The sequence below is a fragment of the Neobacillus drentensis genome (assembly GCF_036962125.1).
Lineage (GTDB): Bacteria > Bacillota > Bacilli > Bacillales > Cytobacillaceae > Neobacillus > Neobacillus drentensis_B.
This window is the reverse complement of record NZ_JBALOA010000008.1, coordinates 71,716-84,525: the sequence shown is the minus strand read 5'-3', so window position 1 is coordinate 84,525 and position 12,810 is coordinate 71,716. Positions and strand designations below refer to the sequence as shown.

The window sequence follows — 12,810 nt, the reverse complement described above, 5'->3', positions numbered from 1 at the left end:
TAATTGTTACCGTGGGCTTGATTTTTAAGGGTTGAAGGGCACGATTACACGCTAATTGTTACCGTGGACTTGATTTTTCAAGGTAGAAGGGCACGATTATCGAAAACAGTTTTTAATAAGAAAGGGCAGACACCAAGGAGATTATTCACCACTCCTCTTAGAGTCTGCCCTTTGTTTATTTTTGTTTAAAAAAATCTACAAAGGCATGGAAAATTTCGACGCCCTGGTAGGTTAACAGTCCTGCAGCTGATAATGAAAAAAATCCAATCATGACCAAGCGGATCCACATATTTTTTCCTCCCTTATTTTGTATTAGCTACTTTTTTGGGAGGGTGGGATTACATAGTTGGATTGGTGAAAAATCGGGATCAGAAAACTCATTCTTCTAATGAAAAATTTTGGAAAGTAAGTAAGTGGGACAGCAACCGTTGCCAGGATCATTGTAAGTACAAAGTCAATCGGTACCTCGATTGGCAGCTTCTTGTCATCGTCCCATTGCCCTTTCACCTTGGCATCATCAAGGTTGGTGATGGCCTTGATATCTGTAGGAGAGTGGGAAAGTGAGTATGAAAAGTGCAGTAAGGTGAAAGCAAGGAAGGCAAGGAGTAACGGAATGGCAAGTTTACTTTTCATCTTCATCATTATCCACTCCTTCCAATAATGAGATTGTTTTAATCATATACACTTTTATTATATTTTAAAATAAAAATATTCTGACAATTTTCTCACTTTTTCTGAAGAAAAGGCTGTTGTCCATTGGAGGTTTCGCATTCAGTTGAGGTTTGTGTTACAATCTTAGCAGTCAAAACGAGTAAAGGAAGTAACGAATGAGCAGAATAGTGCCGGTAAATAAAAATGATTTTATAGATGTAGTTTTTGAAGATTTAACCCATGACGGGGCGGGTGTGGCCAAAGTGGATGGGTATCCATTATTTGTTCCGAACGGACTGCCAGGGGAAAGGGCGAAAGTGAAGGTCATCAAGGTAGGCAAAGGATACGGCTTCGGGCGTTTGGTAGAGCTTTATGAAAAAAGTCCATTTCGAGTTGAGATTGAGAGCAAAGATACCCACAAATATGGCGGCTGCCAACTTGAGCACATCAGCTATGAAGGTCAGTTGAAATACAAAGAAAATCAGGTCCGCCAAGTGCTCACCCGAATTGGAAAGTTGGAGGATGTCTTAGTTCATCCGATTTTGGGGATGGACCTTCCGTGGCATTACCGTAATAAAGCACAAGTGCCAGTCGGGGAAAAGGACGGCCATCTGATTGCTGGTTTTTTTAAACCGAGAAGCCATGAAATTGTTGATACGAATGAAAGTGTCATTCAATTGCCTGAGATTAATGAAGCAGTCCGTGTCGTGAAGGAAATTTGCAGTGAGCTAGGAATCCCTGCCTATCAGGAGGAGACACATAAAGGGGTTCTCCGCCACATTATGGCAAGGTATGGACAGCAAACAGGCGAGCTGATGGTGGCCATCATTACAAGGACGACTGATCTCCCGCAGAAGAATCAATTAGTGGAGCAAATTTCCGCACGGCTGCCGAAGCTAAAGTCACTTATCCATAATGTGAATTCCAAGCGCACTAACGTAATTATGGGGGAGAAAACGAACGTACTATGGGGAAATGAAGTCATCTATGATACGATCGGCGATGTGAAATTCGCCATTTCTGCCCTGTCTTTCTACCAAGTTAACCCTGTTCAAACAAAGGTCTTATATGATAAGGCGCTTGAATACGCTGACCTTAGTGGGGCTGAAAGCGTAATTGATGCTTACTGCGGAATCGGGACGATTTCTTTATTCCTAGCGCAAAAAGCACGGAAGGTATTTGGTGTCGAAGTCGTTCCTGAGGCCATAGAAGATGCTAAGCGGAATGCAGCATTAAACGAGATGACGAATACCGAGTTTGCTGCTGGAGAAGCGGAGGTTGTAATTCCAAAGTGGTATAAGGAAGGGAATGTAGCCGATGTCTTAGTGGTTGACCCACCACGTAAAGGCTGCGACGAAGCCCTGCTGCAGACCATTATTGAGATGAAGCCGAAAAAGGTGGTCTATGTATCCTGTAACCCTGCAACTTTAGCGAGGGATTTACGGATATTGGAGGTCGGCGGATACAAAACAGTGGAAGTACAGCCGGTCGATATGTTCCCGATGACCACACATGTGGAGTGTGTTGCGCACCTTATTCATTTAAACAAATATATTTAGAATTTATGCCTACTCTTCAGAGTGGGCCTTTTGCATAGAAGGGTCTTGATTTGGTAGAAAAGTAAGAAGCATTTCAAAGCTTTTTAACAATGAAAGGGAAAGACGGCTTAATGAGATGTTAATTAAAAGTAAATTAAAATGAAAATTTTCCCATACTTATCAACCCTTCCCTTACTCATGTGATATTATGTCAATGTTGTAAATTTCTATAATTTATTTGGGGGAATATTGAAATGAGTACGATTGTATCCATTATTACAGGTGTCGCAACATTAGCAGCTGTCGTGTTTTTTGTGATGGGAATTATTTCTATGATTCGAAAAACCGGAAAAAACAAAAAATATTTTAACTTTTTCCGAATTGCGGTTGTGACCATGATTGCGGGGACATTTGTGTCACAGATGCTATGATGAAGGTAAAAAGAATTTAGGTCCATTCTTCGGAGTGGGCTTTTTGCGTTAAAGAGGATAGGATTATTGATATTGGATATTCGTTATCATGAATAAAAGTTGATTTAAAGGGTAGTCTACCTCTGTAAATACTAAAGAGGTGATAGGAATGTCTAACATGATAAAACAAGAAGAAATGGAAACTTTAAGAGGATTAATTAAAGATGTAGACATAGCCATGCTGACTACGGTCACTGAAGCAGGGCTTGTTTCTCGTCCTATGAAAACACAGGAAGTTGAGTTTGATGGTGACTTATGGTTTTTCACTAAAAAAGAAACGAATAAATATGAAGAAATCTTACATGATCAAGATGTTAATGTGGCTTATGTAGGTAAATCCTATGTTTCCGTCCGCGGAAGAGCAGAAATTGTTGAGGATTTAGACAAGAAAAGGGAATTGTGGAGTAAAGCAAATGAGAAAATTATGCAAACATCCTATGATGATTCTAATGTTATTTTAATAAAGGTAAATGTGGAAGCGGCCGAATATTGGGAAACAGGTAATTTTACAAAGAAAGTTGTTTTTTTCTATAAACAAATGACAGGACAAAGTTCTAAATCGGTAGACATTAACGAAACGATTGAATTGAACAATTAAATAGTAACGCTCATTAAGTCAATATATTTCATTGCTCTTAATTAAGGAGCCCTTGCTAAGCAGACCCTGGATCGTAAAAAAACGAATACGGGGTCTTTTTCTTCGCCCTTATATCTTGCAGGTCTTTCTCAGTCTAAAAGTTCGATGAAATTTTTCCCCTAGGGAGGGCATTTTGTGCTATTAAACTATTACGTTAGGAAAAGTTTTTTACGCTACCTTAGGAATAATATAGAATATTTAGTAGAGGGATTTATTACTCACTGAATAACCTTTGAATTACTTGTCGATACCTGTTGTTAGAGAGGGATAAAAGGAGAGATGGAAATGTCTTATATCGTTGATTTTAAAAATGTGTCAACAGTTGGTTTAGAGTCTTCACCTGTGGTAGACGCGCTTGCTGGTTTACGAGCGAATGAAGCTCGTTATTTTATGAACAAATACAAGCATGAATTTACGGTTGTGCCAGCTAGCGAAAGCCAGGAGACCCTTGATTATGTGAATCGAATTTTGAAGGAAGAACGTGGTATTGAGTTTGCGGCTAAACCTTTAGAAACGTCGCGCTTTCAAGTGGAAAATATCAACTGGAACTACGTCTTTTATGAGGATGGTCTATCGGTCAACGTCTTGTATACGATTGATGGTCCTAAGCCTAAGCGGGCCGTTGGTTTTAAGCTTTCAGAGGGAATGGAGATACCAAAGGAGTTAGAAGGGAAGTTTAAGTTTGCTAGGCAGAAGTCTAAACTAGCCGGAACGATTAGGGGTTCATTTTTTGTTATTAAAGGAGAGTATTAAAAGTGCGAGTGGAGGAATCCACTTTTAACTACAAAAAATGCCCAATTTCTTAATAGTAATACTAAGAAATTGGGCTTTTTATATGATAATTTCTTAAAGTTCAAGGTCATAAAAATACATTGATAAAGAAGAGAAACTGTGATAAGTTTATATAGATGTGTCGATTATATTTTTATGTATAAATTTTCCCTATTATAATTATATATCATAATCACCTTCCCCGTCAACCCCTATTTTTCAAGGAGTGTTTGCTATTAATATAGGTCTTCGTCGGTAGCAAGAATGAGTGGGTAGCGTTATTGGGTGAGCAGATAGACAGTTTTTCTATATGATTAATTGATAAATGGGAGGGACAGAAATGAAACCATACGTTCTTGAGTTTCAGGAGATTGATCAATCACAACTTTTGCACGTCGGAGGAAAAGGGGCGAATTTAGGGGAACTATCAAAGATTCATGGAATACAAGTGCCAGAAGGATTCTCTGTTACGACAGCGGCCTATCAAAAAGCCCTCGAACAAAACGAAGTATTCGACGCATTGTTGGATCAACTATCATGTTTAAAAGTAGAGCATCGAGAGCAAATTGGTGAAATCAGCAAAAAGATTAGGAACATAATTATGGAAATAGAAATTCCTGCCGATGTTGCGTTCGCTGTGACACACTACCTGTGCAAGTTTGGCGATGAACATGCCTATGCCGTGCGTTCTAGTGCGACCGCTGAAGATTTACCACATGCCTCTTTTGCTGGTCAACAAGACACCTATTTAAATATCATCGGAAAAGAAGCCATTTTGCAGCACATCAGTAAATGTTGGGCTTCCCTATTTACGGACCGTGCAGTAATCTACCGTATCCAAAATGGTTTTGACCATCGCCAGGTATCCTTATCCGTCATCATACAACGGATGGTATTCCCGCAGGCTTCAGGAATCTTATTTACTGCTGATCCGATTACATCGAACCGCAAGCTGCTATCAATCGATGCTAGTTTTGGACTTGGAGAAGCACTTGTCTCCGGCCTGGTATCTGCAGATTGCTATAAAGTGAAAGAAGATAAAATCGTTGATAAGATGATCTCAACAAAAAAATTGGCTATTTATGGACGGAAAGAAGGCGGAACGGAGAAACAGGAAATCAATCCTGACCAGCAAAAGACGCAAACACTTACTGACTCACAAATATTACAACTAGCAAGCTTTGGAAGAGAGATTGAAACTTATTTTGGCTGTCCGCAAGATATCGAATGGTGTTTGGTTGATGATACCTTTTATATTGTCCAGAGTCGACCTATCACTACTCTATTCCCAGTTCCGGAAGCGAATGACCAGGAGAATCATGTCTATATATCGGTTGGACATCAACAAATGATGACCGACCCCATGAAACCATTGGGATTGTCCTTTTACCTGTTAACGACGCCTGCACCGATGCGTACGGCTGGTGGAAGGTTGTTTGTGGATATCACCCAGATGCTTGCTGCACCTGGTAGCAGAAACACATTCATCCATGCGGCGGGAGTATCTGATCCCCTCTTAAAAGACGCCCTTCTGACCATCGTAGAGCGAGAAAATTTTATCAAATCGGCACCAGAGGATAATCACGTCCCGAATTCCATTAAAAGCAATCCAACGTTATCGTCATCTAATTTTCAAGCACCGATCGAAAACGATCCGACTATCGTTTCTAATTTGATTAAAAGTAGTGAAGCATCAATAGATGAGTTAAAACAAACTATCCAAAAGAAATCAGGATCTGATGTATTTGATTTTATTTTAGAAGATCTCCAGCAATTAAAGAAGATTTTATTTAACCCACAAAGTTCGGCTGTGATTAAGGCAGTTATGGATGCTTCTTCATGGATCAATAAAAAAATGAACGAGTGGTTAGGTGAAAAAAACGTTGCTGATGCCTTATCCCAATCGGTCCCAAACAATATTACTTCCGAAATGGGTCTGGCGCTAATGGATGTCGCAGATGTGATTCGTCCCTATCCAGAAGTCATCGAATATCTACAAAACGTCCGAGACGATAACTTTTTGGAAGGTCTAGTTATGGTTACTGGTGGACAGGAAACCCGAGAGGCAATCCTTATGTATCTCAACAAATATGGAATGCGGTGTCCTGGTGAAATCGATCTGACTAGAACTCGTTGGATTGAAAAACCAACAACACTTATTCCGATGATTCTAGGTAACATCAAAAACTTTGAGTCGAATGCTAGCAAGCGGAAATTTGAGCAAGGGCGTCATGTTGCCTTGAAAAAAGAACAAGAGTTAGTCGAGCGATTGAAGCAATTACCGGATGGTGAACAAAAAGCCAAGGAAACCAAACGAGTGATTGACCTCATTCGGAATTTCATCGGATATCGTGAATATCCAAAATACGGCATGATTAATCGCTACTTTGTTTATAAGCAGGCCTTACTGAAAGAAGCCGAAAAGCTCGTCGAAACAGGCGTTATTCATGAAAAAGAAGATATCTACTATCTCACGTTTGAAGAACTTAGCGAAGTCGTACGCACAAATAAACTGGATTACGGGATGATCAGCAAGCGAAAAGATGAGTACAAATTATATGAAAAACTAACTCCCCCGCGTGTGATTACATCTGATGGTGAAATTATTGCCGGTGAGTATAAACGAGAACATCTTCCACCAAATGCTCTGGCAGGACTTCCTGTATCTTCCGGTGTGATTGAAGGAAGAGCGCGTGTCATATTAAATATGGAAAATGCGAATGTAGAAGAGGGAGATATATTGGTTACTGCCTATACCGATCCTAGCTGGACACCACTGTTTGTATCGATCAAAGGCTTGGTTACAGAAGTAGGCGGTTTGATGACCCATGGATCTGTCATAGCCCGTGAATACGGTCTTCCTGCCGTTGTCGGTGTGGAAAATGCAACGAAGCTGATCAAGGATGGACAAAGGATCAGGGTGAATGGATCAGAAGGGTATATAGAAATACTATAATGAGGCAACGGGTTCAGTCCACAATTGCGTGAGGGCGTTGAGGGACTGAACCACTATTAAATCTGCAATCTTCCCCTTTAATTTTCATCATTATAAATCCTCTACTATTACACTAAAGCGAAGAATGAATAAGGAAGGCTAGATGCTGAAAATTTTATGGGTTATATCTTAGGAATAATTTTATTTGATTTTTTCAAAGGTTTTCCTTCGACTAAACCAATGAGCGATTAAATAGAATAAAGTTAAAATAAAGAATGAATATGTATAAGCCCAATCAATTTTCTTGTATAAATCAATCATAGCTAATGCTGGTAATCCCGCATAAGCACCTAATCCACCAAAAATTATTGCTTTAATGTATGGATTAACGTAAGGCTTGTATTGCAAAAATAGCATTAGAAAAACAGGTAAAACAGAAAGACGGAATGAAAAGTTTATTGTTGCTACAGGAACTAACTTCACTGGGTAAGCCCACTTTCCAAAACTGACCCCAACCGTATCAAGAATCTCTGATAAAACCATCACCAATAAACCTGCCGAAAAAATACGAGCTGAACTCTCACGGTTACGGAATATCCCCCAAATAACCCAAGGGATAACCATCATAGCTAATGCAACCCACCATTGCCAAGTAAATAAGAAAGCGTTCATTATTGCTTCAACAACTAACTTATTTGCATCAGTTAGTTGTTGAGTTGCTTTATCAATCTGGTTCAATCCTTCTTGGTATGTCATTGAATTTTCACCTTTTTTCAAAGTACGTATCATCTGTTAGTTTTTACTATATCTTCTTCAACTATTCGCTAAATAAATTAATAGCCTCCAATTTATGGCCCTTCTATTGACATCACATTTCCTATTTCTTAATATATATATATAGACCGATTGGTATAATTATTAGGGTGGAGAGTAATATGATTAAAAAGGAAAGTTCAAAAACGAAGTTGATAAAAACAGCTTCGCGCCTATTTCAATTACAAGGATATCATGCAACAGGTTTGAATCAAATCACAAAAGAGAGCGGGGCTCCTAAGGGGTCATTGTATTATCACTTTCCAGAGGGAAAAGAACAACTGGCGATTGAATCTGTACAATTGACGACCAAATTTGTATCTGAGGGTATTGAACAAGGCTTAAATAAATTTGTTGACCCAATCGAAGCTATCCAGAATTTTATTATCGAATTGGCAGGGCAATTCAAAAAAGAACGTTATCAAGAGGGGGTTCCCATTGCTGCAGTTGCACTTGAGACAGCTCTCGTTAGTGAACCATTACGGAAAGCATGTCAGTCATCCTATGAAAGCTTTCAACAATTATTTACACAAAAATTGATAAATTCAGGTTTTGAGAAGAAGCGAGCGGAAGAGTTAGGAATCGTTATCAATTCCATGGTAGAAGGGGCATTTCTTGTTTCGTTTACATTTGGAAATAATGAACCACTGCTTTTATTGGCAAAGCAAATACCAGTTCTTCTACAATAAACTGGTTTCTTTTTTAACCTAAATTATATAGACTGGTCTATTTTAAAAATGAGGGTGGATTTTTATGAAAATATTAATAACTGGTTTTAACGGTAAAATCGGCTATGAGGTAGCAAAGATGGCAAAAGAACAGAACCTTCAAATGATTTGTGCAGTTAGGGATATAGAAAGGGCAAAAGAAAAGTATGGAGATAGTTATGAGTTTGTTTGTCTTGATTTTTCAAAACCTGAAACCTTTCAGGGGGCATTACTGGGAGTTGATCAAATCTTTTTAATGTACCCGCCCCGTGACAATATTCAGTTTGAGCGTTTTATCGAAAGTGCTAAGGAACAGGATATAAAGTATATTGTCTACCTATCCTTAAAAGACATTCAATTTTTGCCATTCGTTCATCATTTCAAAAATGAAAGACTAATAAAAAAATCAAAAATTCCTTATACCTTCCTGCGTGCAGGATACTTTATGCAAAACCTGAATGATTTTCTCAATAAGGAGATTAAGGAAAGAAACAGAATATTCGTCCCTGCAGGGCATGGAAAAACTAGTTTCGTAGACGCGAGAGACATTGCTGAACTGGCAGTTCTATCTTTGACAAATCCAGAAAAGCACCACAATCAAAAATATGTCATCACAGGTGATGAATCATTAGACTTTTTTGAAGTGGCGAAGATTATGTCTGAAATTCTAAATAAAGATATCCGCTATACGAACCCATCGGTTAAAGAGTTCAAGGAGTTTATGATTGCACATCACGGAAATGAAAAGTTCATTAATGTCGTAGTCGGCGTTCATTTTCCAACCAAATTAGGATTTGCCAAAGGGATTAACTATGACTTTGAAAAACTGACCAAAAGAAAGCCAACAAAATTAAGAAAATACATAGAAGATTTTAAAGAAAATTGGATATAAGGATTTAGCAGGATCTATTGTATGAATCTTCAAAAGGATAATAAGTAAACTCACTAGTATTTTGAACAACACCTTATAGGCAGATGTGCATAAAATGTTTAATGCACAATACTGGAGGTGTGATTTTCCCAAATGATGTCCAATCATTTTTATAGAAATAATCCATACGATATTTATAATCAATACCAGCAACTACAGGCAGAAAACCATCAATTAAGACAAAGAATAAAGGAATTAAATCGACTTGTAAGGAATCAGAAATTAAGGGCTAATGACCAAAACTGGGAAATGCATTTAGCCGACCAGGGAAATACCAATTATTCTAGTGCTACATTGCCGGGAGATTTGACATTATTAACGTTAAAGAAGGACCCATTTAATAATGCCTCTTCCTTGTTTAGTGTGAATCAGAATCAGTTATATTCCGTTGAACGAATTTCAAAAAAAATACTCTCTGCCACGGACTTGGACACCTATAAAGAGAGATGGAATTTTTCAACAGATGAACAGAACGGGTTTCTTGATTTGATTGCCAGAGACGGAATAATATACGCTTCAACCATGAGTAAACTTTATGCGATTCAGGATAATGGTACCTCACCACTAACGCTGTGGACCGTTGATAGCTTTGCGAACCGTCTCTTACTAGACCAAAATACATTATTTTATTTAACCAGAACAGCAGAGGGCTATGATGCAATCGGTACTGTAGACATCAAAACAGGTGTAAAGAGATGGAATTATCCTCTAAAATCCCAAGAAAAATTGGAAGGCGTTTTCGCTGCTGGCGGTAACCGGCTGTATGCGAATATACGGAATCCAGTTCAAATGACATCAAATATGTATGCATTGGATGCCGCCACTGGGACGGTTCTTTGGACCTTCGCGCTTGATTCGAGTTTGCCAATCTACGGTGCTCCTGTCTATAAAGATGAGAAGCTTTATTTTGAAACAAAACCGGCAACAACTAGAAACATATGGGCATTGGATGCCGCAACTGGAAGAACTTTATGGAAATTTAGTCCAACTGGATATTATACACAGCCGATGGCTATTGCAGGTGATTCTTTAATTGTCCTTGACGATACCAATATTATCGCGGTTGATAAAAATACAGGGATTCAAAAATGGAAGACATTATACGCAGATCAGTATTTCGCTGCTGGTGCACTTCAGACCATTAGAGGGTCAGATGGAATGGTGGTTGCAGCGGATAAAATTATTTTGGAAAACTACAACAAAATCAAATTCTTTAATGCAGCAAACGGGCAGCTAATTCAGTCCACTCTCCAGCTTTCTACTACTACTGGGGGTGCGGGTGTTCGACCCATTGGCGTCATTAAAGACACTATTTTTGTAACGGAGTCGAATCAAATCCTCTATACGTATGCCGTGCCAAAACAAAGCCAGTTAGATACTGAAAAGCCAACGGCAACGATCGATTTGGCAGCAGTCAACCAACTTACACTGCAAGACGGTAAAAATCAAATAAAGATTCCAATTACGCTTAGTGAAACGGTCGATATGGAGGTAACCATAGTTGATGGAAACGGCTATGTTGTTCAGACTTGGTTGGGACGCTACTTGAAGGGGACAGCCAATTTTTATTGGAATGGAAAAAACAGCCGCGGCTTTAATGTAATCCGTGGAAATTATTATCCTGTTGTCAGGCTCACAGACCTTGCAGGTAATAAGAATGAGTATACAGCACGTGACAAAGTAATTCAGATTACAGAAGGATTCGGTTTAACCTTGAAAAATTCCAACTTGCGCTCGGCAGCAACCACACAAAGTACCATCCTAACAACCATCCCTGCTGGTTCAGAAGTGGTGATAACAGGAGAAACGGGTGATTGGTATCAACTTGAGTACAGAATTGTCAGTGCGGTTTTGAAAGGATATGTCTCCAAACCATTAATCAAAGTTCCATCTAATCAGGAGATTCAAGCAATCGAAAGTGCTAAGACAAGGACCAATGTGAATGTTAGAACCAATCCAGGAACGCAGTACGAAACAAAAATAGTGCTCCCAATGAATACAGATATTAAAATTTACTCTGCAATTGGAGATTGGTATTCAGTAGAATACAAGAAAGATAGCTTTTATTTGGATTCTGGGTATGTAGCCAAATTTACGGTAACCCTGCCAACGGTATCAACCTATGTTTACACCGTTATTGCAGGCGATTCTCTCTGGAAAATTGCTCAGAAGACTGGTGTAACAATTGACTCAATTGTCAAAGCTAACAACCTTGACCCTAATCAACCGCTCTATATCGGTCAAAGACTAACAATCGTGAAATAAAAAAAGAGGGCAGCTGCTCTCTTTTTTTTTTGCTAAAAACTATCCTTTGATTAAAAATAATTTAGCTGTGTTACCTCACACTGTGTTTCTTTCAATGAAGGTGGCTGTTATTTCCTCTTGAGAAATTTCATCCTTAATGGCCTGGAGAAAAACTTTTTTACCGATTTCCTTATATGGAATATCAAACGTTGTAATATTCATCATTTTAGCGATCGGCTGGTTATCAAACCCGATTAGTGCAAGGTCTTCTGGTATCGATATAGTTTCCTTTTGGCAACATGTAACTATTCCGGCAGCAGTCTGGTCACTTGTCACGAGAAGTGCTGAAGGAGGATTATTGCTTTCTTTTACTTTATTTATGACCTTTATACTGTCTTCAAATGTCAGGCAATGATCATAGATGTAATCAGAATGAAATGGAAGATTATGCTTCGTGATGAAATCCTTGTAGGCAGCTTCTCTGTCAAGACTATTTGTGCCAGACCTTCTTCCAATGCAATAACCAATTTTCCGATGGCCTTTATCATATAAATAGTCTAATGCACCCATAAACGTCTTATAGTGATCCACGAAGGTTGAAGATACGCTGCCATCCCGAATCTTTTCACATAACACAATTTTTCCATAAGGAAAATATTCTTGGATGATTGGCCAGTCACAAGTTCTTGAACAGAAAATCAAAGCATCAATCCGCTTTTCCTTTAACATCCTTAATGCCTCTATTTCCTTTTCTACCTCATAATTCGTTTGAAATAGCAAGAGTTTATGATTATGTTTAATGGCTTCATTAGCAATTCCATTTAATAAGAGACCAAAGTATGGATGGTGTGAAAAGGGAAGGACAACACCGATTAAAGACGTATGTCCTGTTCGTAAACTCACGGCATTCATGTTCTGTTGATAATCCGTCATTTGAACGGCCTTTAAAACGGCAGCCTTTTTTTCGTCGCTAATATAGGGATAATTATTGAGAACACGGGAAACGGTTGTGACCGATACACCTGCCAGCTTTGCAATGTCTTTAATATTTACCATATATATCTCCAATTGTTTAATGAGTTTAAGTATTTTTCTATTGCTATGAAATGCATT

11 protein-coding genes are annotated in these 12,810 nt (G+C 38.7%); 8 read left to right on the top strand and 3 right to left on the bottom strand.

What is annotated here, in order from left to right; genetic code table 11:
• Nucleotides 1-312 precede the first annotated feature (312 nt).
• Nucleotides 313-642 (bottom strand): hypothetical protein, encoded by a 330-nt coding sequence (locus V7121_RS08780; protein WP_335546393.1) that lies wholly within the window; start codon nt 640-642, stop codon nt 313-315.
• 185 nt (nt 643-827) lie between these two features.
• Between V7121_RS08780 and rlmD the strand changes: the two genes are divergently transcribed.
• The 5 genes from rlmD (at nt 828) to ppsA (ending at nt 7,023) form a co-directional block, all read left to right on the top strand.
• Entirely contained in the window at nt 828-2,210 is a 1,383-nt protein-coding gene (rlmD, locus tag V7121_RS08775; protein ID WP_335546391.1) for a 23S rRNA (uracil(1939)-C(5))-methyltransferase RlmD, read from the top strand.
• 233 nt (nt 2,211-2,443) lie between these two features.
• Nucleotides 2,444-2,620 (top strand): hypothetical protein, encoded by a 177-nt coding sequence (locus tag V7121_RS08770; protein WP_335494607.1) that lies wholly within the window; start codon nt 2,444-2,446, stop codon nt 2,618-2,620.
• A 148-nt stretch (nt 2,621-2,768) separates the two neighbouring features.
• Nucleotides 2,769-3,257, top strand: a complete 489-nt coding sequence (locus V7121_RS08765; protein ID WP_335546389.1) for a pyridoxamine 5'-phosphate oxidase family protein — start codon at nt 2,769-2,771, stop codon at nt 3,255-3,257.
• Between the two features lie 324 nt (nt 3,258-3,581).
• Complete coding sequence (locus tag V7121_RS08760) at nt 3,582-4,049, top strand: phage tail protein (RefSeq protein ID WP_335546387.1); 468 nt, start codon at nt 3,582-3,584, stop codon at nt 4,047-4,049.
• Between the two features lie 358 nt (nt 4,050-4,407).
• The gene (gene ppsA, locus V7121_RS08755) at nt 4,408-7,023 is read left to right on the top strand and encodes a phosphoenolpyruvate synthase (protein WP_335546385.1); all 2,616 of its coding nucleotides are present in this window, start codon (nt 4,408-4,410) and stop codon (nt 7,021-7,023) included.
• A 180-nt stretch (nt 7,024-7,203) separates the two neighbouring features.
• Here the strand turns inward: ppsA and V7121_RS08750 are convergent, their stop codons facing one another.
• Nucleotides 7,204-7,758: a CBO0543 family protein gene (locus V7121_RS08750; RefSeq protein WP_335546383.1), complete on the bottom strand. Its 555-nt coding sequence runs from the start codon at nt 7,756-7,758 to the stop codon at nt 7,204-7,206.
• Between the two features lie 179 nt (nt 7,759-7,937).
• Between V7121_RS08750 and V7121_RS08745 the strand changes: the two genes are divergently transcribed.
• From V7121_RS08745 to V7121_RS08735, 3 genes are all read left to right on the top strand, one after another.
• Nucleotides 7,938-8,504, top strand: coding sequence for a TetR/AcrR family transcriptional regulator (locus V7121_RS08745; RefSeq protein ID WP_335494620.1), 567 nt, complete (start codon nt 7,938-7,940; stop codon nt 8,502-8,504).
• 64 nt (nt 8,505-8,568) lie between these two features.
• Nucleotides 8,569-9,414 (top strand): SDR family oxidoreductase, encoded by an 846-nt coding sequence (locus V7121_RS08740; RefSeq protein WP_335546381.1) that lies wholly within the window; start codon nt 8,569-8,571, stop codon nt 9,412-9,414.
• 132 nt (nt 9,415-9,546) lie between these two features.
• Complete coding sequence (locus V7121_RS08735; protein WP_335546379.1) at nt 9,547-11,718, top strand: outer membrane protein assembly factor BamB family protein; 2,172 nt, start codon at nt 9,547-9,549, stop codon at nt 11,716-11,718.
• Between the two features lie 75 nt (nt 11,719-11,793).
• Here V7121_RS08735 and V7121_RS08730 read toward each other — a convergent pair whose 3' ends face one another.
• Nucleotides 11,794-12,753: a LacI family DNA-binding transcriptional regulator gene (locus V7121_RS08730; protein ID WP_335494625.1), complete on the bottom strand. Its 960-nt coding sequence runs from the start codon at nt 12,751-12,753 to the stop codon at nt 11,794-11,796.
• Nucleotides 12,754-12,810: the final 57 nt, after the last annotated feature.

Coding starts and splice junctions, on each gene's coding strand:
- V7121_RS08780 (WP_335546393.1), bottom strand. CDS start 642: ATGATGAAGATGAAAAGTAAACTTGCCATTCCGTTACTCCTTGCCTTC.
- rlmD (WP_335546391.1), top strand. CDS start 828: ATGAGCAGAATAGTGCCGGTAAATAAAAATGATTTTATAGATGTAGTT.
- V7121_RS08770 (WP_335494607.1), top strand. CDS start 2,444: ATGAGTACGATTGTATCCATTATTACAGGTGTCGCAACATTAGCAGCT.
- V7121_RS08765 (WP_335546389.1), top strand. CDS start 2,769: ATGTCTAACATGATAAAACAAGAAGAAATGGAAACTTTAAGAGGATTA.
- V7121_RS08760 (WP_335546387.1), top strand. CDS start 3,582: ATGTCTTATATCGTTGATTTTAAAAATGTGTCAACAGTTGGTTTAGAG.
- ppsA (WP_335546385.1), top strand. CDS start 4,408: ATGAAACCATACGTTCTTGAGTTTCAGGAGATTGATCAATCACAACTT.
- V7121_RS08750 (WP_335546383.1), bottom strand. CDS start 7,758: ATGACATACCAAGAAGGATTGAACCAGATTGATAAAGCAACTCAACAA.
- V7121_RS08745 (WP_335494620.1), top strand. CDS start 7,938: ATGATTAAAAAGGAAAGTTCAAAAACGAAGTTGATAAAAACAGCTTCG.
- V7121_RS08740 (WP_335546381.1), top strand. CDS start 8,569: ATGAAAATATTAATAACTGGTTTTAACGGTAAAATCGGCTATGAGGTA.
- V7121_RS08735 (WP_335546379.1), top strand. CDS start 9,547: ATGATGTCCAATCATTTTTATAGAAATAATCCATACGATATTTATAAT.
- V7121_RS08730 (WP_335494625.1), bottom strand. CDS start 12,753: ATGGTAAATATTAAAGACATTGCAAAGCTGGCAGGTGTATCGGTCACA.